Annotated in this window: 16 protein-coding genes; 3 read left to right on the forward strand and 13 right to left on the reverse strand. The window is 63.6% G+C overall.

From position 1 onward, the window contains the following. Positions 1–11 precede the first annotated feature (11 nt). Together PCJ49_RS15730 and PCJ49_RS15735 are read right to left on the reverse strand one after the other, a co-directional pair. Positions 12–1,700, reverse strand: a complete 1,689-nt coding sequence (locus PCJ49_RS15730) for a methyl-accepting chemotaxis protein (protein ID WP_269911754.1) — start codon at positions 1,698–1,700, stop codon at positions 12–14. A 63-nt stretch (positions 1,701–1,763) separates the two neighbouring features. Then, positions 1,764–2,774: a sulfotransferase family protein gene (locus tag PCJ49_RS15735; RefSeq protein ID WP_269911755.1), complete on the reverse strand. Its 1,011-nt coding sequence runs from the start codon at positions 2,772–2,774 to the stop codon at positions 1,764–1,766. A 388-nt stretch (positions 2,775–3,162) separates the two neighbouring features. Between PCJ49_RS15735 and PCJ49_RS15740 the strand changes: the two genes are divergently transcribed. Further along, entirely contained in the window at positions 3,163–3,978 is an 816-nt protein-coding gene (locus tag PCJ49_RS15740) for an IclR family transcriptional regulator (RefSeq protein ID WP_089288259.1), read from the forward strand. 127 nt (positions 3,979–4,105) lie between these two features. On the opposite strand, the gene PCJ49_RS15745 is transcribed toward PCJ49_RS15740, so the two are convergent. Next, positions 4,106–4,621: a hypothetical protein gene (locus PCJ49_RS15745; RefSeq protein ID WP_269911756.1), complete on the reverse strand. Its 516-nt coding sequence runs from the start codon at positions 4,619–4,621 to the stop codon at positions 4,106–4,108. 263 nt (positions 4,622–4,884) lie between these two features. Here PCJ49_RS15745 and PCJ49_RS15750 point away from each other — a divergent pair, with 263 nt between their 5' ends. Then, complete coding sequence (locus tag PCJ49_RS15750; RefSeq protein WP_269911757.1) at positions 4,885–6,504, forward strand: tyrosinase family protein; 1,620 nt, start codon at positions 4,885–4,887, stop codon at positions 6,502–6,504. A 36-nt stretch (positions 6,505–6,540) separates the two neighbouring features. Here the strand turns inward: PCJ49_RS15750 and PCJ49_RS15755 are convergent, their stop codons facing one another. The 7 genes from PCJ49_RS15755 to PCJ49_RS15785 form a co-directional block, all read right to left on the reverse strand. Further along, positions 6,541–7,884, reverse strand: coding sequence for a glycoside-pentoside-hexuronide (GPH):cation symporter (locus PCJ49_RS15755; RefSeq protein ID WP_269911758.1), 1,344 nt, complete (start codon positions 7,882–7,884; stop codon positions 6,541–6,543). A gap of 100 nt (positions 7,885–7,984) precedes the next feature. Continuing rightward, a complete protein-coding gene (locus PCJ49_RS15760) occupies positions 7,985–8,698 on the reverse strand; it encodes a copper resistance protein B (RefSeq protein ID WP_269911759.1) in 714 nt (237 codons plus the stop codon). 14 nt (positions 8,699–8,712) lie between these two features. After that, positions 8,713–10,419 (reverse strand): copper resistance system multicopper oxidase, encoded by a 1,707-nt coding sequence (locus PCJ49_RS15765; protein ID WP_269911760.1) that lies wholly within the window; start codon positions 10,417–10,419, stop codon positions 8,713–8,715. A 12-nt stretch (positions 10,420–10,431) separates the two neighbouring features. Next, the gene (locus PCJ49_RS15770; RefSeq protein WP_269911761.1) at positions 10,432–10,989 is read right to left on the reverse strand and encodes a cupredoxin domain-containing protein; all 558 of its coding nucleotides are present in this window, start codon (positions 10,987–10,989) and stop codon (positions 10,432–10,434) included. A gap of 72 nt (positions 10,990–11,061) precedes the next feature. After that, positions 11,062–11,469: a hypothetical protein gene (locus tag PCJ49_RS15775; RefSeq protein WP_269911762.1), complete on the reverse strand. Its 408-nt coding sequence runs from the start codon at positions 11,467–11,469 to the stop codon at positions 11,062–11,064. Positions 11,470–11,558: 89 nt separating this feature from the next. After that, entirely contained in the window at positions 11,559–11,768 is a 210-nt protein-coding gene (locus PCJ49_RS15780) for a hypothetical protein (RefSeq protein ID WP_269911763.1), read from the reverse strand. A 7-nt stretch (positions 11,769–11,775) separates the two neighbouring features. Continuing rightward, positions 11,776–13,452: a methyl-accepting chemotaxis protein gene (locus PCJ49_RS15785; RefSeq protein ID WP_269911764.1), complete on the reverse strand. Its 1,677-nt coding sequence runs from the start codon at positions 13,450–13,452 to the stop codon at positions 11,776–11,778. Between the two features lie 589 nt (positions 13,453–14,041). Here PCJ49_RS15785 and PCJ49_RS15790 point away from each other — a divergent pair. After that, positions 14,042–14,476: a helix-turn-helix transcriptional regulator gene (locus PCJ49_RS15790; protein WP_269911765.1), complete on the forward strand. Its 435-nt coding sequence runs from the start codon at positions 14,042–14,044 to the stop codon at positions 14,474–14,476. A gap of 49 nt (positions 14,477–14,525) precedes the next feature. On the opposite strand, the gene PCJ49_RS15795 is transcribed toward PCJ49_RS15790, so the two are convergent. The 3 genes from PCJ49_RS15795 to gabT are packed head-to-tail and all read right to left on the reverse strand — an operon-like array spanning position 14,526 to position 18,231. Beyond that, positions 14,526–15,428, reverse strand: coding sequence for a LysR substrate-binding domain-containing protein (locus tag PCJ49_RS15795; RefSeq protein WP_269911766.1), 903 nt, complete (start codon positions 15,426–15,428; stop codon positions 14,526–14,528). A gap of 24 nt (positions 15,429–15,452) precedes the next feature. After that, on the reverse strand, positions 15,453–16,913 hold the full coding sequence (locus PCJ49_RS15800) for an NAD-dependent succinate-semialdehyde dehydrogenase (RefSeq protein WP_269911767.1): 1,461 nt from the start codon (positions 16,911–16,913) through the stop codon (positions 15,453–15,455). A gap of 28 nt (positions 16,914–16,941) precedes the next feature. Next, positions 16,942–18,231, reverse strand: a complete 1,290-nt coding sequence (gene gabT / locus PCJ49_RS15805; protein ID WP_269911768.1) for a 4-aminobutyrate--2-oxoglutarate transaminase — start codon at positions 18,229–18,231, stop codon at positions 16,942–16,944. Positions 18,232–18,307: the final 76 nt, after the last annotated feature.

The following is an 18,307-nucleotide window of genomic DNA, read 5'->3' on the forward strand; positions in this document are numbered from 1 at the left end:
GCCGCCCTGCATCAGATCGCCCGCAAGCGGCTGAAGAAGCTGGTAATCTCCGTATTCAGCGTTTCCGCATCGCGGCGCAGGTCTTCCGACGCCCCGTTCAGCGAATTGGCCGACTGTGCCGTCTGTTCCGCCGCCCCGGCAACACCCACCACATTGGCCGAAACCTGTTGGGTGCCCATGGCGGCCTGATTGATATTGCGGGCAATATCGGCCGTGGTAGCGCCCTGCTGTTCCATGGCCGAGGCGATGCCGGTGGCAATGGTCCGCATATCGTTCACCACGCGGGCGATATTGTCGATGGCTTCCACGGCGCGCTGGGTTTCGCGCTGGATGCCGGTGACATAGGACTGGATTTCGTCGGTTGCCTTGGTGGTCTGGCTGGCCAGCGTCTTAACCTCCGACGCCACCACGGCGAAGCCCTTGCCGGCCTCCCCGGCGCGCGCCGCCTCGATGGTGGCATTCAGTGCCAGCAGGTTGGTCTGGCTGGCAATATCGGAAATCACCTGGATGATGGAGCCGATATTCTGTGCCGCTTCGGCCAGACCGCCCATGGTGGCACTGGTCTGCCCCGCCTCATGCACGGCGCGTTCGGCAATGTCGGTGGAACGGGTGACCTGCTGGTTCACTTCGCCCACGGCGGCGGCCAGTTCTTCGGCAGCACTGGCGATCATCTGCACATTGCTGGTGGTTTCCGATGCCGCCTGATTGACGCCATCGATCAGGCCGCGGCTCTGCTGCGCCATGCTGGCCAGCCCGGAGGAGTGATTGCGCACCTTTTCCGAGGCATTGACCAGATTGCCGACAATATGGGCCGCCTTGTCCTGGAAATCGGCCAGTGACTTCTCCACCGCCACCTGCCGGCGTTCCTTGGCCTCCTGCTCGGCCTGCTGGGCGCGGGTCAGTTCCTGGGCGCGCAGGCCATTGCGCTTGAACACGTCCAGCGCCTGGGCCAGCCGGCCCATTTCGTTGCGGTCGCTCAACAGCGGGATTTCGACAGCCAGATCGCCATCGGCCAACTGGCCCATGCGGTCGGTCATCATGGTCAGCGGCCGGGCGATGGAGCGGGCCAGCAGCACGGCCACGACACTGCCCGCCAGCAGGATGGCGGCGGCCAGCAGCAGCATCTTCACCAGGATGGCATTAAAGGTTTCGTCAATATCGTCAATATAAACGCCGGTACCCAGGGCCCACTGCCAGGGCTCAAACCCCAGGCTGTAGCTCAGCTTCGGCACATTGACCGCCTCCCCGCCATTCACACCGGGGCGCGAGAAATTATAGGTGAAGAAGCCGCCGCCCTTCTTGGCCGCCTCGACGCCCAGCCGCACGGTTTCCACCCCGTCGGCCGTCTTGAAACCCATACGGTTCTTGCCTTCGAAGTCCCGCTTGGCGTGGACGACGGTCACTCCGTCATAATTATTGATATAGATATATTCGCCATTGCCGAAGCGCAGCTTGCGGATATCGTCACCCGCGCCCTTTTGCGCCTGTTCACGGTTCATCTCACCGGATTGTTCGCGATCATGCCAGTTCTGGGCGATGCCGCGCACAATGGTCAGAATCTGGATCAGTTCCTGCTGGCGGTCATGCACCAGGGTGGTGCGCAGGGTGCTGAGGCCGGAGCCAACAGCCAGGATCAGCGCCACGGCCAATACCGGCACGAAGAGAAGCAGCCGATGCGATATTTTCAGGTTGCTCAGCATGATGGCGATTCCTTGTTCAGGGGGGAACAGGCGGTTGGGCGGCAGGAAAAAGGGGAGGGGGCGTCACGCCACGGCGGCGATGGGTGGCATTGTCTGTGTCAACAGGCGGGCCGGCAGGCCCAGCTCATGCCGGCAGGCCCGGGCATTGCGCTGATAGGCGGCTTCCACCCCCAGCATGTAGAGCAGCGCCCGGTCCTCCTGGGTGACCCCGTCGCAGGTGCCGGGGCGGTAGCGATAGCCATCGGCATCGGCCCGATGCAGCCCCGGCACGACATAGGCATCCGGTTCCACGGGGAAGATGACGCGGGAGCCTTCGGCATCCAGGCTGTCCAGTGGCGTCCATTCCTTCAGCGCGGCGGTCATGGCGTCTGGTCCCAGGCCCAGCCGGTTGAACAGGGCGGGTATCGCCAGGGCCGGTTCCTGTGCGGCTTCATAAACATAATGGGTGACGGCGATGCCGTAACGCCGCGCATGGGCTTCCACCCGCAGCGTGTTCATCGAGGCGCAGACGAAATGCGCCAACAACCGCTCCCGCTCCAGCCGGCCCGACCATTTGCGCAGCCATGATCCCAGCGACCGTTCCGGCTGGCGGTCCAGAATCACCAGATGCAGCTTTTCCGGCGGATATCCAGCCTCGACCAGCATCTGTGCCGGGATATAGAGGCATTCCGCCAGCGTATAGGGGCCGGCCACATCCTTGCAGAAAAAATTCTCACGCGGCGGTTGCCAGGGGCTGACGGCGTCGCCGGCCAGGAACTGGCGCATCAACGCCTTCACCGGTTGATAATAGGAGGGCAGGCCCGCTGTGCCGAACAGGTTGGCCAGCGCGGTGGAGCCTGTGCGCGCCCGGCCCCAGGCGCAGTAAAGGGTGGGGAAATCCGCAGCATTCCAGCCGGCGAAACTCTCCCGAAGCGCCAGCGCCACCTGATCCGTCAGGCGGCGCTGGCTGGTCTCTGCTTTCTGAAAAAAACCGTCGGCCGGTAGCAGCAGATTGTCGAGCTGGGGATCCTCCCCCTCGATTCGTGCTGCCAGCGCAGAAAGGTCGCCATAGGGGTTTGAACGCGCGGTCATCATCACCTCTCGGGGTTCAACTGCATACGCGTGTACGAATTATATGTTTCTATTTTATGGTAGGTTGCGTTAGTTAACGCAAACTTAATGGATCAAATTATGAAAAATACACTCTTTTGAGTATTTCAATATTCGGTTCCGGATGGGAATATTTCTTGGAAATATATCGTTCCGATCCGTGATTTTTGTTTCATTATCGGAAACGGATTGAGTCACCGTCGCCCTTCAGGCGTATCGTCGCGCAGGATTTCCACTTAGTGGGGACGACCGTCACCGGGCAATTGGGAGACGTCGCCGGACGCCCAGGGCGATATTGTTGCGCCGTCGCTTGTTGTGTCGGCGGATTTATGGGATGTTGTTCCGCAAAATGAGAGACAGCAAAGCGAAGCCGATGACCAGCGTGACCGCCCTTGGCAATGGTGCCCATGAAGAGGCAGAGGCCCAGCAGAAGGCCACCCCCAGCGGCAGCCAGACCCTGCTGCGGGGCCTGGATGTGTTGGAGGCGGTGGCGGAAGGCCCGATCAGCCTGGCCAAGCTGGCCCAGCGGCTGGACCTGACCCGCAGCACCACCCATCGGCTGGCTGCCGCCCTGGTGGAGCGGGACTTTCTGGTGCTGACCCCCCGGGAAGGCTATCAGTTGGGGCCGAAGCTGCTGGAACTGGGCTATCTGGCCCAGCGGCAGATGGATATTCCCCGCGTCGCCCGCCCGCATATTGAGGATCTGGCCGCCGCCACCGAGGATACGGTGCATCTGGGCATTCTGGATGGCGACCATGCGCTTTATCTGGACAAGATCCCCGGCCGCCGCCGCATCGAAATCGGCTCCCGCGTTGGGGAACGTCATCCGATTGCCTCCACCGGCCTGGGCAAGGCCCTGATCCTGGATGAGACAGAGGCCCGCTGGCGGCATTTTTTTGCGGATCGTGACTGGGCCATGGATGATTGGCCCGTCTGGCTGAAGCGGATGCAGGCCTATGCCGCCGGCGGCTATGCCTTTGATCTGGAAGAAAATGAAGACCGTATCCGCTGCGTTGCCGCCCCTATCCGGGGTGCCAATGGCAAGATCATCGCCGCCATCAGCCTGTCCAGTGCCGCGCAATATATGAGCGACGCGCGGATGCAGGAACTGGTGGAAACGGTGAAGGAGACGGCCCGCCAGATCAGCCGCGGCATGGGCTGGAGCGAGGGCGGCCCGCGGCGGCGCTGATCACGGGCGCCATGCCCGCAAATGGGCGGGGCCGTCTGTCCCGGCACCACGTGTTGCCGCCGCCCGGCATATAAGGGAACGCGAAATCCTCTTTGATCGGTCACGATCAAAGGGGGGATGATATCGCTCACTGTTCCCGTGCCTGTCGCCAAATCCGGGCGAAGCGCAGACCATGCACCAGCATCAGGCCCAGGGCGGCCAGCGCTGACCAGAATGCGTTCCCGATAAAGTGTTGTGCACAGGCGAACATCACCGGGGCGGAGGTCAGCGCCAGCATTGCCGGTATCAAGGGGTTTACGTTGTTTTTGACCAGCCGTACGGGTTGGGAAAAACGGACATCATCGCCTGCCCAGAGGGTCAATGTGCTTGGACCTGCCGTGGCGAGGATAAAGGCACCAATGGCGATCTCGAATCCCCAGAATTCCTGACCCTTCAGCAGCAGCCATAGTCCTGCCAGGGATAGCGCCGCACACAAAGCGGCATTGGCCTGACAAAGACGCAGGAGCGCCCCCTGACGCCCGGGGCGGATTTGCCGGATCACAGGCCAAATCCGCCGTTCCTCATCCGCGACACCCGGCATAAGCACGGGTTGGAAAGCGCTGTGCCAGAACAGTTGGTCCTGTTCATCCCGATAGAAGGGCATGGTCTCTCGCAACGGAAGTGCCTGTTGGAAGGGTAAGGCAAAGGGTTCTCTCCCTCAAGGGGGGCATACCCTCCATCGCGCGCGGGATTGCGGCGGGTATGCCCCTGTCAATTTGGCCGTAAAACGCAATGTCTGCTGAAAAAAACTTCCTCCAGTCGCAATAGGAAAATGCCTAAATCCACCTCAGGGTGTAATAGTATGTGACTTATTGGTTCGTGGGTAATACCCTCTGCACCCCTACAATGATAAGAGAGGAGTCGCAGATGCGCGTTTCACGTCGTGGCCTTTTGGCTGGTACGGCTGCCATTGCCGGTCTGGGGGCGCTGAGCGTGCCGGCCCAGGCCTTGCCAAACCCGTTTCGCTGGGTGCGTTACAACGTCACCAGCAAGAAGGGCCAGGACATGCTGAAAAGCTATGCCGTGGCCGTGCGCAAGATGCTGGACCTGCCGCTCTCGCACCCGCACAACTGGTTCCGCAATGCCTTCGTGCATATGATGGATTGCCCGCATGGCAACTGGTGGTTCTATGTCTGGCACCGGGGCTATGTCGGTTATTTCGAACAGACGGTGCGCAAGCTTTCCGGCAACCCGGAATTCGCCTTCCCCTATTGGGATTGGTCGGAATTGCAGGAAGTGCCCTTGTCCATGTTCGCCGGTGTGCTGACACCGACGAATGAGGTTTATGCCAAATACACCAAGGACTTGCCGACCTTTGAGCGGGAGGTGAAGCCCGCCATTCAGGCTTACTGGAACACGCTCAACGCCGATCAGTTGGCGCAGCAGAAACTGCGTGGCTATGAAAGTTTCGATGATCTGTGGAAGGCGGTGATGGGCTGGGATCCCGTCAACCAGAAGTTCAGTATCGGCGATCAAGCTTTCGCGATTACGGAAAAGGCCCGTTACGTTCCCATTGATAACCGCGCCCTGCCGCCTAAATTGGCTGGTGAGTGTAGCTTTAATGATGTGAATGGCGGGCTGGCGCCAGCTCAATTCAACGCCTCATCTCCAGAAACCAGCTTTACCAGTATCCGTACCGCTTCACACAATGATGCTCCATCGAAGACAGGATTTTTTTCTATCCTGGAGGGGAAGCCGCACAATCATGTGCATAATTTCATTGGTGGTTACTTCGATGCTCCAGGTAACTGGAATCCCGGCCCCTATGGAAACATGACCAACAACCTGTCGCCGGTTGATCCCATCTTCTTCCTGCACCATGCCAATATGGATCGTCTGTGGGAAAGCTGGTCGGCCAAGCAGCAGAAATATGGCCTGCCCGATTTGCCGACGGGGGCGGATCGTGTCGATTTTGATAAAGACCCGTTCCTGTTCTTTGTCGATGCCGATGGCAAATATGTGCTGAATGGCAAGGCGGGGGATTACATCCACGCTGCCCGCTTCGGCTATCGGTATGACAAGCTGGTGCCCTATGTGCCCACCGCCACCAAGGTGGCGGAAGGTGCGGCCCCGTTGCTGCTGGGCGCTTCACAGGATGGCGGCACGGTCAGCCTTTCCGCGCCGGCGGGCCGGATGATCGCCACCATCACCTTTGAACGGCCCACGGCCATGGATGCGCCGCGTCAGTTCGATGTGCTGGTCAATGCCCCGGCGGATGTGAAAACGGTGGCGGCGGACAGCCCCTATTATGCCGGCACCATCTCCTTCTTCGGTGGTCTGGCGGCCCATGGTCCGGCCCATGCCGCCCACGCCGCGCATAATGGTGGCAACCGCGTCACCTTTGTGGTGCCGTTGCCGGATGGGCTGGCAGCCTCCCGCTTTGCCCGCTCACCGGGGGCCAAGCTGGATGTCCGTCTGGCCCCGCCGACCATTCAGCCGAATTTCCCGGCGCCCAAGCTGCTGGCCGTGGAAATCCACAGCCGGTAAGGGTGCACGGAACGGCTGGGGCGTGGGGGCTTCCCCTCACGCCCCGGCTGCCAGCCGTCCCAGAATCTGCCGGTGGGATTGGGCATCCAGCGGATAGCGCCAGATCAGCGCCGCCGATGCCGCCAGCCCCGCCGCCGGCAGCAGCCCCGCCAGCAGGCGGAACTGTTCCAGCGTCTGCGGCGCCTGCTCCGCATTGGGCACGAACCCCACCAAGTCCAGCGCCCAGCCGGCGACAATGCCCGATGCCCCCAGCGATAATTTCAGCACGCAGGACGCGATGCCGTAAATCTTCGCCTCGTCCCGCCGCCCGCTGCGCCATTGGCCATAATCCACCGTGTCCGGCAGCATGGACCAGGTGGCCACCCCATGCGCGGTATGGCCGATAAAGACCAGCCCGATGCAGATCAGCGTCGGCCACAGCCCGCGTTCCAGCATCAGCCCCAGCGCCCCCAGCGCTGCCACCGCACTGCCCCATTGCCACAGGATGCGCTTGTTCCAGCGCTTGGCCACCGTCACCCAGACGGGCACGCTGGCCACCCCCAGCAGCGTTAGCCAGGGCAGGGCCGTGCCGGAAAGCGCGGCATCGCCCAGATCATATTTCATCAGATAGGGCAGGTTGCGCAGCAGCACCCCCAGCCCCAATTGCATCACCAGCGTGGCCGCCATCAACCGCAGCAAGGGGCCGTTGCGCCCGATGGCAGCCCAGAAACCGTTGCCGCCCCTTTCAGCTGCCGCCGGCAACACCACAGCCGGCCGCGCCTGTTCGCGTACCGACAGCCCGCAGATCAGCAGGGCCACCACCGACATGGTGCCGATGATGGCCGCCGCCGGCCCATAGCCATTGCCGCCATCCTGGCCAAACCATGCCGCCAGCAAGGGCAGCAGCGCCGTCACCGCCGTACAGCCCATGAAGGCGAATAGCATCCGCCAGCCGGTCAGGCTGGCGCGTGCCTCCGTATCGCTGGTCATCGCCGCTGTCAGGGAGGAATAGGGAATGCCCACCACACTATAGGTGGTTCGCAGCAGCATATGGCTGGCAAGCGCGAAAGCCACCATGGCCGCACTGCCCGGCACCAGCCAGGAAGGCGGGCTGAAACACAAGGTGAAGGCCCCGGCCAGTGGCACCGCCCCCAGCAGGATGAAGGGCCGATATTGCCCCCATCGGCTGCGCGTCTTGTCCGACAAGGCCCCCATCAGCGGGTCCATGGCGGCATCCCACAGACCGGCGATGAAGAAACAGACCCCCGCCGTCCAGGCGGAAAGCCCCAGCACATCCACATGGAAAAAGACGATAAAGACCAGGATGGACTGCCAATAAAGGTTCAGCCCGAAATCCCCGATCCCATAGCCGATCTTGCCGCCAAGCCCGAGAGCCCGCATCGCGTTCCATCCCCTGGTCGCCCTACCCGTTTTCGGGTTTATCGGGGGGACTATACCAGCGATCATCGCTGATGACCGCTGGTATCCGCAGGTTGGAAATTCAGAACCAGAAACGCAGGCCCGTGACAAGGCGCAGATCGGCCGCGTCATGCCCGTCGGCCTTTGCCAGCCGCGCCGTCTCCCCCAGCTTGCGTTCCCAGGCCACGCCGATATAGGGGGCGAATTCCTTCACCAGCTCATAACGCAGCCGCAGGCCCAGTTTCATCTCTGAAACCCCGGCACCGGTTGCGGTCTCCAGCACCTTCTGTGCTGCCAGTTCCACCTCTGCATGGGGTTGCAGGATCAGTTTTTGGGTCAGCAGCAGGTCGGTTTCCACATCCAGCCGTGCCGTCACGTCGCCACGCTCGGACAGGAAGGCCTGGGCATCCACCTCCAGAAATTGCGGGGCCAGCCCCTGGAAGCCGATGGCCAGATGAGTTGTCTGTGGCCGGGGTCGGAAATCCTGGCGGATACCCGCCTGGAAATCCCAGAAATCATGCACCATCACGCTGTACAGCGCCTGGACCTCCAGATGGTCCAGGCGGCCGTCGCTGACGTCGCCCTCGCTTTTCAGCCGCAGCTTGCTGACATCGCCGCCGATAAAGCCGTCGCTTTTCCAGGCGGTGCTGTCCTGGCCCTGATGCCAGCGTTGTTCCAACTGATCCATGGTGAATTGCCAGATCAGCATGTCGCCATGCCCTTCCATCGCCGTGGCGGGCAGGGGCAGGGCCAGTGCCGCCATGGCAAGGGCGGCCTTGATCATCCTTTTCATCATTCTCATCCCTCCCGTTACGACCGCGCCGGTGTGGCGGGGGGATCGACGATGAAGCGCGTCATCATGCCGGCATTCATATGGAACAGCAGGTGGCAATGCAGCGGCCAGTCCCCCGGCTCGTTCGCGGTCAGCACCACCGATGCTTCCTTGCCCGGTGGCACGATCACCACATGCTTGCGGGGCATCCGGTCGGTCTGGCCATTCTCCAGCTCGAAAAACATGCCATGCAGGTGCATGGGATGGGCCATCATGGTGGTGTTGATGAAGCGCAGCCGCACCCGCTCCCCATAGCGGACCCGGATCGGGTCGCCATGGTCGAACTTGTGGCCATTCAGGGTCCAGATATAGCGCTCCATGATGCCGGTCAGCCGCAGGATGATTTCCGTCGTCGGCACTGTCGCCTCCGGATTGCGGCTGAAGGCTTTCAGGTCGGCATAGCGCAGGGCGCGCTTGCCCGGCGGGGTGCCGGCCTGCTCCCAGCCTCTGGGCGGCCCTTCCTGGGCTGCTGGTGTCATCGGCATGGCGTGCCCCATGGCCGCGTGATCCATTGATGAATGGTCCATCGCCCCATGATCCATGGTGCTGTGGTCCATGCTGCCATGATCCATGCCGCCATGGTCCCCATGCATCCCCATATCGGCCATGGTCAACAGGGTGCGGGGCCGCAGGGGGGGAATCTCCCCTTGCATCCCCTCCCGTGGGGCCAGGGTGGCGCGGGCATAGCCGCTGCGGTCGATCGGCTCCGCCATCAGCGTATAGGCGCGATCCTCCGTCGGCAGCACGATCACATCATAGGTCTCACCGACGCCGATGCGGAATTCATCCACCTTCACCGGCAGCACATTCTGCCCGTCGGCGGCCACCACGATCATGGCCAGACCGGGGATGGCGACGTCAAAAATGCTCATCGCCGATCCGTTGATGATGCGCAGCCGCAGCCGCTCCCCCGGCTTGAACAGGGTTGTCCAATTGTCGGCGATGCCCTTGCCATTGACCAGGAAGCGATAACCGGTGACATCGGCCAGATCGGTCGGGTCCATCCGCATGTCGCCCCAGTCGCGCCGGTCTTTCCAGGCGGCGGCCAACCCGTCGCGGTCGATATCCGCCGACAGGTCGGACAGGGTGCGTTTGCCCCGGTTGTAATAGCCTTCGCTGACCTTCAGCTTGCGCAGGATATGGTCCGGGTGGTCCGCCGTATGGTCGGACAGCAGCAGCACATGGTCCCGGTCGGCCTTGACCGGGTCCGGCGTGGCGGGGGCGATGACGATGGCGCCATACATGCCGCGCTGTTCCTGCCCGCCGGAATGGCTGTGATACCAATAGGTGCCGGACTGGCGCAGCTTGATGCGATAGGTGAAGCTCTCCCCCGGCCCGATGGCGCTATAGGCGTTGAAACCGGGCGCCCCATCCATCACCCCTTCCAGCAGCAGCCCGTGCCAGTGGATGGAGGTGGGCTCGGAAAGCCGGTTTTCCACATGCACCAGCACCTCCTCCCCCTCCCGCCAATACAGCGTCGGGCCGGGCACGCCGCCCCCCATGGTGATGGCGGGGAAGCTGTCACCATCAATGGTGATGCGGTTTTCCGTCACCAGCAGCGTGGTCTCTTTCAGCCCGGCAAAGGCGCGGCGGCCGGGATAGACCATGGCCACCCCCGCCAGACCGGCGGCGCTGGCCAGTTTCAGGGCGTCGCGCCGAGACAGGCCCGCTTGCTTGATCGACATGTCGGCCCCCGTTCAATGACCGTCATGACCGATGGTCAGGCGGGAGACCATGCCCGCCTCATAATGGCCGGGCATGTCGCAGGCGGCCTCGATCACCCCGCCCTGCGGAAAGCGCCAGACCAGTTCAGCGCTCTTGCCCGGTTCCACCAGCACCAGCCCGGTATGGTCATGCGCCATCGCGTGGCCGTCATGTTTCATATTCATCATGGCCGGCACGATGGCGGTATCGGTGACCATGCCATGGTCCAGCATCATGCCCATCATGGCTTGTCGCTCGCCATGGCCGTCCGGGCTGGCGATGACGAAACTGTGCAGCAACTGGCCCTTGTTGGTGATCTGGAAGCGCACCGTTTCCCCCGGCTGCACGGCGATCCGGGCCGGATCGATGGCCATGTCGGACAGGGTGATGGCGATGGTGCGGCTGGCGGCCTCTGCCTTGCCCGGCTGGCCGATGGCGGTGTCGGTATTGGCGGCGGGGGCCGCCTGTTGATGCTGCTGATGCTGGGCAAAGGCAGCGGGAATGACGAACAGGTTCAGCGCCAGCAGGGCGCCGGGGAGAATGGCCTTCATGGCAAAGGCTCCGTCTTGTGCAGGGTTCGGCGGTGGGTGAAGGGCAGGGCGGCGGCAAGCCACCCCCGCACATCACCCGCGCGGCGGCCGCAAAGGCGGGGCAGGGTGCCGGCCATCATGGTCGGCGATATTCACCGGCGGCGTCAGCCGGGCCGGCGGTGGAAACAGCACCGGCAGCGGCGAACCCGGCAGGGCGGCCGCCACACACCAGGCCACACAACAGGGGCCGGCCCCTTTGCCCGCGCTTTCATGCATGGTCTTGCCATGGTCTGGCGGTGGGGTTGGCTGGCTTGCCTGATGCAGCGGGCATTCCCCATCGGCCATGTCCGGCATGGCACTTGCCATGACGGGGGCCGGGTGATGAACAGCGCTGATGGACAGGGCACGCACGGGCATGGCCGCCAGGGCAACCAGCCCCAGCAGCGCCACCAGCAGGCGCAGGGCGCCATGGCGCCGCCATATCCGATCACACCGTTTCATCAATGGGCAAGATAGGCCGCCCCATGCCGGATCGCAAGCCCATGCCGGCGGTGACAAGGTGCCACGGGTGGGGGTGGCGGCTTTGGCGCCTATTCCGTTTCCCCTGCATCCGCCGTTTCCGCCTTGGCAGCGGCGGCGGCACGGGCGGCAAGGTCGCGGCGGGTGGCGCCGTCGGCGCATTCCATCCAGGCCAGCCGGGCCACCCGTTCAGCCAGACTGACCGTGCGCTGGCGCCGCTGCGGACCGGCGGGGGTGTTGTCTGCCCCCGCCGGCTTTTTGGGTATCGGCAGGTTCTTCATGCCGATCTCATGCCGCCTTCACGCCTTGAATGAAGGTTTCCACCGCCTGACGCAGGCTGGCCGTCTGCCTGGCCAGTTCACGCGATGCGCCCAGCACTTGTACCGAGCCTGCGGCCGAGCTTTCCGCCGCCTCCCGCACCCCGCTGATGGTGCGGGAAACCTCCTGCGTGCCGGTGGCGGCCTCTGTGGCATTGCGGCTGATCTCCCCGGTGGCGGCGGTCTGTTCCTCCACCGTACCGGCGACGGTGGCCGAGACCTCGTTCAGCCGGAAAATCACCTCGGCGATGCGGCTGATCGCCTCCACCGACCCGTCAATGCTGTCACGCATCAAGGTGATCTGGGTGCGGATATCGTCGGTGGCACGGGCGGTCTGGTTGGCCAGGGTCTTCACCTCGCTGGCCACCACGGCAAAGCCCTTGCCGGCCTCCCCGGCGCGGGCGGCCTCGATGGTGGCGTTCAGCGCCAGCAGGTTGGTCTGCCCGGCGATGCTTTCGATCAGGGCAATCACATCGTTGATGCGCTGCCCCGCCTCGTTCAGCCCCTGGATTCTCTCCTGCGCCTGCTCTGCTTCCTGGGAGGCGGCGCGGGCGATGTCACGGGCCCCCGTCATCTGGCGGGCCACTTCCTGAATCGATCCGGTCATCTCCTCCGTGGCGGCGGCCACCGTCTGCACATTGGCCGCCGCCTGCCCGGTGGCGGAGGCAACGATGCCGGATTGCTGGGAAACCTGTTCAGAGGCGGAAGACAGCGACTGCGCCGTCGCCTCCAACTCCGTGGCGGACCCGCTGAGCACGCCGAGGGCTTGCGAAATTTCGTTGTCGAAGCGGGAAATCATCGCATCAATGGCGCGTGCCCGTTCCTCTTTTGCAGCCTGCTCCTGGCGCTGTTGGGCTTCCAGCTTCTCGCGCGCCTGGGCATTCTGCTTGAAGACAATGGCCGTGCCGGCGATGGCACCGATCTCATCCTTGCGGTCGGTGCCGAACAGCTCCACCTTGCTGTCACCATCGGCCAGCCGGCGCAGACAGCCGACAATGGCGGCCATCGGCTTGATGATGCCGGTCTGCGCCACCCAGATGCCGCCGGCAATGCCCAGCACGATGCCGCCCACAGCCACCAGGATCATCACCAGCAGGGCTGTATCGGCCGTATCATCGGCATAGGCAGCCAGCTTCTTGCCCTTGGCATTGGTATAATTGACATAATCCATGACATCGCTGGTCCATTCCGCCTGGGCAGCGGCCTCGGCATCAATGGCGGCCAGCAATGCGTCCTGGCGGGTTCCCGGCGTTGCCGCCAGTTCCAGCGTCTTGCGTTGGATCTTTTCATAGTCGCCAAAGGTGCGCAGGATTTCGGCCAGCTTCTTCTGCTGTTCAGCATCGCCGGTGGCCTTGGCGGCCTGATGCTGTTCCATGAAATCCTGGCGGATTTTCGCCAGATTCTGCCGGATTTCCGACAACCCGTCCGGTTTCAGTGCCAGCCGGTATTCCTGCTGCTGCATTTCCACCGCGATACGGCGGAACCGGGCACCATAAAGAATCTCGTCCGATGTGGTGCTGATTCCCTCTGTCGCGGCGGCGACATTGCGCAGCCCCAGCGTTCCGGTCACGGTGATGACGCCCGCAACGGCGGCCATGAACACCAGAACCAGCAGAATTTTCGACCTGATTCGAATATTGTCCAACATTCTCCAGCCCTTCCTCGTGCAGCGACGGCAGACACGGGAGGAGCCTGCGGCGTCGATGCGGTCGCACCCCATCGCCCTTTCCAAGTTTCCTTGGTTCCCACTGGCTGGATTTTTGTTTGTTGACAAGACACGGAGGTCCGCTACCGCTTAACCATTTGAACGGGCGGAAAACCGGTCTAAATTCAGGAGACGGCCTGCTGCTATACGAAATAGGCATCAGGACCAATTTACACGCGACCGGGATAGACGCATCAAATTGGCAACGGCAAGCCTCTACCGCAGTTGGAAAAACCAGGGCGTGCTAACCGCCAGGGCAGGCAATGCAACAAGCTGCCGCCAGGGTGAGTGGCTGCCTAATGAAGCGCGATACTGATGATTGCTCCCTGTTTCGGTCCTGCCACCTGGCAGATGCCATCACATCCCCTGTGTTGAAGATCCATGCCATGGCGAGCAGCTTACAAACCAAAAAATCGAATCGCAACGGAAAATGGGAGTCATTTTTCGATTTTAAACTAAATTTCCACTCCCGCCTGACGGGAGGAAACATTGGCAGGCAGATATTCGGCCAGCACCCGTCGGGGGGCGTGCGATGAACAGCGTCGCTGCCCGGCTGCGGGCCATTCGGCGTCATTTTGGCTTTTCCACCCGTGCGCAGATGGCGGAGAGGCTGAATTTGCCAGCCTCCACCTATAATGGCTACGAAACCGACCAAGGTCCACCCAAGCTGGAATGGCTGACCGAACTGGCGGCCATGGGGGTGGATATCAACTGGTTGCTGCTGGGGCGAGGGGAGATGATGCATGGTCATGCGCCCAACGCTACAGCTCCCGTGGTGATCGACGATATCCTGCTGGCGGCCATGATCCATACGGTGGAGCGGCGGGAGCAAGGTGCTGGTAAACCATTGACAGCGCAAGAAAAAGGCCAGCTGGTGGCCCGGCTTTACACCATGACGCTGCAGCACGCTGCGGCCAGCATCCCGCAGGGACCGCTGCGTCTGGATGAGAAGGCGGCGGGGGAATGACGCCAAATCCGATTTTCCGCTATAATGTGATGAAAAATCGTCGGACCCCTCACGCACGCCGCGCACTGGTCATATCCTGGCGCACCTGGGCCACCAGCCAGCGGCGGAATCGGGCCAGCGCCGGCTCGTTCCAGCGGCGGGGGCGGGCGAACAGCACATAGGGCTGCATCACCACGGCGGATGTGCCCAGTTCCACCAGACCGCCGCTGGCCAGATCGGCCCCGCAGATCAGCTCATTGGCCAGGGCCACGCCCTGGCCCAGCCGGGCCGCCTCCACCGCCAGATGCGCGTGCCATAATTTCGGGCCGCGCAGTTCCTTGGGTGCCGTCAGGCCGGCGGCGGCGAACCAGACCCGCCATTGCTCATGGCTTTCCTCATGGATCAGCGGGGCAGTGGCAAGCCCGCCCAGATCATCGGCAAGGGTCGGGTGCTTTTCCAGCCAGAAGGGGCTGGCCACGGGGAAGACGCGGGGCCGCGCCAGCACGGCGACCCGCATGTCACCGGCGGCCGGCGCCCCATAGCCGATCTGGGCATCCAGCGTATCATCGGCCAGATCGGGCTTGATATCGCCCGGCCGCAACGAAATATCGATTTCCGGATGCAGGCGCTGAAAATCCGGCAGGCGCGGCGTCATCCAGCGCAGGGCGAAGCCGGGCAGGCAGCCGATTGTCAGGCTGGCCGACCGCTTTTCCTGTGACACATCGCGGGTGGCATCGGCAATGTCAGCCAGTGCTGAACGGATACGGGCGGCATAGTCGCTGCCCGCCTGGGTCAGCACCACCCCCTGGCGGGAGGTGCGGACCAGCTGGGCATCCACCAGTTCCTGCAGGCTGCGCAGATGGCGGCTGACGACCGTATGGTCCAGGCCCAGCTCTTCGGCGGCACGGCGGACATTGCCATGCCGGGCCACGGCTTCAAAGGCACGCAGGGCGGGCAGGGGGGGAATTTTCATCTCCCCCCCTGCCCGCCGGCCGGTTCACTCATCCAGACCCAGACAGAGATATTTGGTCTCCAGATACTCATCGATGCCATATTTGCTGCCTTCACGGCCCAGCCCGCTCTGCTTCACCCCGCCGAACGGTGCGGATTCGGTGGAGATCAGCCCTTCATTGACACCGACCATGCCATATTCCAGGGCTTCCGCCACCCGCCAGATGCGGGCCAGCTTGCGGCTATAGAAATAAGCGGCCAGACCATACTCCGTGTCATTGGCGCGGGCCACCACATCGGCCTCGTCCTGGAAGCGCTGGATGGCGGCGACGGGGCCGAAAATCTCTTCCCGCGCCAGCCGCATTTCCGGCGTCACATCGACAATGACGGTGGGCTGGAAGAAGCAGCCGCCCAGCGCATGGGGGCTGCCGCCGGTCAGCACGCGGGCACCCTTGGCCACCGCATCGGCGATCAGTTCCTGCACCTTGGCGATGGCGGCCGCATTGATCATCGGCCCCTGCTGGATGCCGGGCTGACAGCCATCCCCCACCGTCAATGCCTCCGTCGCCGCCACCAGCCGGTCCACGAAGGCATCATAGATGCCATCCTGCACATAGAAACGGTTGGTGCAGACACAGGTCTGCCCGGCATTGCGGTATTTGGAGGCCATGGCCCCGGCAATGGCGGTATCGAGATTGGCATCATCGAAAACGATGAAGGGTGAATTGCCGCCCAGCTCCAGCGACAATTTCTTCACCGTGTCGGCGCTCTGCCCCATCAGCAGCTTGCCCACCCGGGTGGACCCGGTGAAGGAGAGCTTGCGCACGATGGGCGAGGCCGTCAGTTCCCGGCCGATGCCCACCGGATCGCCGGTGACGATATTGATGGTGCCGGCCGGGAAGCCTGCCCGTTCCGCCAGCACCGCCAGGGCCAGGGCCGACAGCGGGGTGGATTCGGCCGGTTTCAGCACCACGGTGCAGCCGGCCGCCAGGGCGGGGGCGATCTTGCGGGTGATCATGGCGTTGGGGAAGTTCCAGGGCGTGATGGCCCCCACCACGCCCACAGCCTCCTTCAGCACCAGCAGGCGCGCCCCCGGCTTGTGCGTCGGCACGATATCGCCATAGACGCGCCGGGCCTCCTGCGCGAACCACTCGATAAAGCTCAAGCCATAGCCGATTTCGCCCCGCGCCTCGTCCAGCGGCTTGCCCTGCTCCAGGGTCAGCAGCCGGGCCAGATCCTCCTTGGCGGCCAGGATCAGATCATGCCAGCGCATCATCAGGCTGGCGCGATCCTTGGCGGTGCGCGCCTTCCAGGCCGGCAGGGCAGCGTTGGCCGCTGCGATGGCGCGGGCGGTTTCCGCCCCGCCCATGGCCGGTACCTGGCCCAGCACGGCACCGTTGGCCGGGTTGGCCACATCGAAGCGTCCGCCATTATCGGCATCACACCAGACGCCATTGATGAAGGCCTGCCCGCGCAGCAGCGCCGAATCATTCAGAAAACTACTCATGTCAATCGTCTCCGGTAGGCGCTGCGGGTCACAGGGTGAGCGCGCGTTCCAGCTTGGCCAGCCCTTCCGCCAGCACGGCATCGCCCACCGTCAGCGGCACCAGGATGCGGATGACATTGCCATGCGTGCCGCAGGACAGCAGGATCAACCCTTCGGCCAGCGCCTTGGCGGTCACCCGCGCCGTCGTTTCCTTGTCCGGCGCGCCACCGGTGCGGTCGGTGACGATGTCAAAGCCGATCATCGCGCCCAGGCCCCGGATGGCGGTGATCGGCACCAGATCATTGCGGGTGGCGAACGTTTCCAGCCGGGCCTTGATGGTCTCGCCGATGGCATCGGCGCGGGCGCACAGCCCCTCTTCCTCGATCACCGACAGCACGGCCAGGGCGGCGGCGCAGGCCAGCGGGCTGCCGGCATAGGTGCCGCCCAGCCCACCCGGCTCCACCCGGTCCATGATCTCCGCCTTGCCCAGCACGCCGGACAGCGGGAAGCCACCGGCCAGCGACTTGGCCATGGTGATCAGGTCGGGCTCCACGCCGCTATGTTCAATGGCGAACAGCCGGCCGGTGCGGGCAAAGCCGGACTGCACCTCGTCAGCGATCAGCAGGATGCCGTGACGGTCGCAAATCTCCCGCAGGGCCTTCAGCAGTTCCACCGGGGCGGGGTGGAACCCGCCTTCGCCCTGCACCGGCTCAATGACGATGGCGGCCACCCGGTCGGGGCCGATATCGGCGGCGAACAGGAAATCCAGCGCCTTCAGGCTGTCGGCCACCGTCACGCCATTCTGCGGCACGGGGAAGGGCAGGTGATAGACCTCCGCCGGCATGGAACCAAAGCCACGCTTATAGGGCAGCACCTTGCCCGTCATCGCCATGGTCATCAGCGTGCGGCCATGGAAGGCGCCGCTGAAGGTGATGACGCCGTTGCGGCCGGTGGCGCAGCGGGCGATCTTCACCGCATTTTCCACCGCTTCCGCACCGGTGGTGAACAGGATGCTCTTGGCTGGGGCCTTGAAGGGGGCACGGGCGTTCAGCGCCTCCGCCAGCTCGATATAGCTGTCATAGGCGGCGACCTGGAAGGCGGTATGGGTGAAACGCTCGGCCTGGGCGGCCACGGCCGCCATCACCTTGGGATGCCGGTGACCGGTGTTCAGCACGGCAATGCCGCCGGCGAAATCGACAAAGCGATTGCCTTCCACATCCCACAATTCCGCATTTTCCGCCCGGTCGGCATAGATGGGGAAGGCGGTGGCCACACCGCGCGGCACGGCGGCGCTGCGGCGGCGGAGAAGATCGGCATTGCTGGCGGTGGGCGTGGGCATCGGTCAGGTCCGGCGATGGGTGAAGATGTCCCGATATCACGCCGGATCGGCCGTCGCTTAAAGTGCGTAATGCGTC

This window comes from Niveispirillum sp. BGYR6 (genome assembly GCF_027568365.1).
Classification (GTDB): domain Bacteria; phylum Pseudomonadota; class Alphaproteobacteria; order Azospirillales; family Azospirillaceae; genus Niveispirillum.

Excerpts from the sequence above, each read along its gene's own strand:
- PCJ49_RS15730 (WP_269911754.1), bottom strand. The coding sequence starts at position 1,700 with ATGCTGAGCAACCTGAAAATATCGCATCGGCTGCTTCTCTTCGTGCCG.
- PCJ49_RS15735 (WP_269911755.1), bottom strand. The coding sequence starts at position 2,774 with ATGATGACCGCGCGTTCAAACCCCTATGGCGACCTTTCTGCGCTGGCA.
- PCJ49_RS15740 (WP_089288259.1), top strand. The coding sequence starts at position 3,163 with ATGACCAGCGTGACCGCCCTTGGCAATGGTGCCCATGAAGAGGCAGAG.
- PCJ49_RS15745 (WP_269911756.1), bottom strand. The coding sequence starts at position 4,621 with ATGCCCTTCTATCGGGATGAACAGGACCAACTGTTCTGGCACAGCGCT.
- PCJ49_RS15750 (WP_269911757.1), top strand. The coding sequence starts at position 4,885 with ATGCGCGTTTCACGTCGTGGCCTTTTGGCTGGTACGGCTGCCATTGCC.
- PCJ49_RS15755 (WP_269911758.1), bottom strand. The coding sequence starts at position 7,884 with ATGCGGGCTCTCGGGCTTGGCGGCAAGATCGGCTATGGGATCGGGGAT.
- PCJ49_RS15760 (WP_269911759.1), bottom strand. The coding sequence starts at position 8,698 with ATGATGAAAAGGATGATCAAGGCCGCCCTTGCCATGGCGGCACTGGCC.
- PCJ49_RS15765 (WP_269911760.1), bottom strand. The coding sequence starts at position 10,419 with ATGTCGATCAAGCAAGCGGGCCTGTCTCGGCGCGACGCCCTGAAACTG.
- PCJ49_RS15770 (WP_269911761.1), bottom strand. The coding sequence starts at position 10,989 with ATGAAGGCCATTCTCCCCGGCGCCCTGCTGGCGCTGAACCTGTTCGTC.
- PCJ49_RS15775 (WP_269911762.1), bottom strand. The coding sequence starts at position 11,469 with ATGAAACGGTGTGATCGGATATGGCGGCGCCATGGCGCCCTGCGCCTG.
- PCJ49_RS15780 (WP_269911763.1), bottom strand. The coding sequence starts at position 11,768 with ATGAAGAACCTGCCGATACCCAAAAAGCCGGCGGGGGCAGACAACACC.
- PCJ49_RS15785 (WP_269911764.1), bottom strand. The coding sequence starts at position 13,452 with ATGTTGGACAATATTCGAATCAGGTCGAAAATTCTGCTGGTTCTGGTG.
- PCJ49_RS15790 (WP_269911765.1), top strand. The coding sequence starts at position 14,042 with ATGAACAGCGTCGCTGCCCGGCTGCGGGCCATTCGGCGTCATTTTGGC.
- PCJ49_RS15795 (WP_269911766.1), bottom strand. The coding sequence starts at position 15,428 with ATGAAAATTCCCCCCCTGCCCGCCCTGCGTGCCTTTGAAGCCGTGGCC.
- PCJ49_RS15800 (WP_269911767.1), bottom strand. The coding sequence starts at position 16,913 with ATGAGTAGTTTTCTGAATGATTCGGCGCTGCTGCGCGGGCAGGCCTTC.
- gabT (WP_269911768.1), bottom strand. The coding sequence starts at position 18,231 with ATGCCCACGCCCACCGCCAGCAATGCCGATCTTCTCCGCCGCCGCAGC.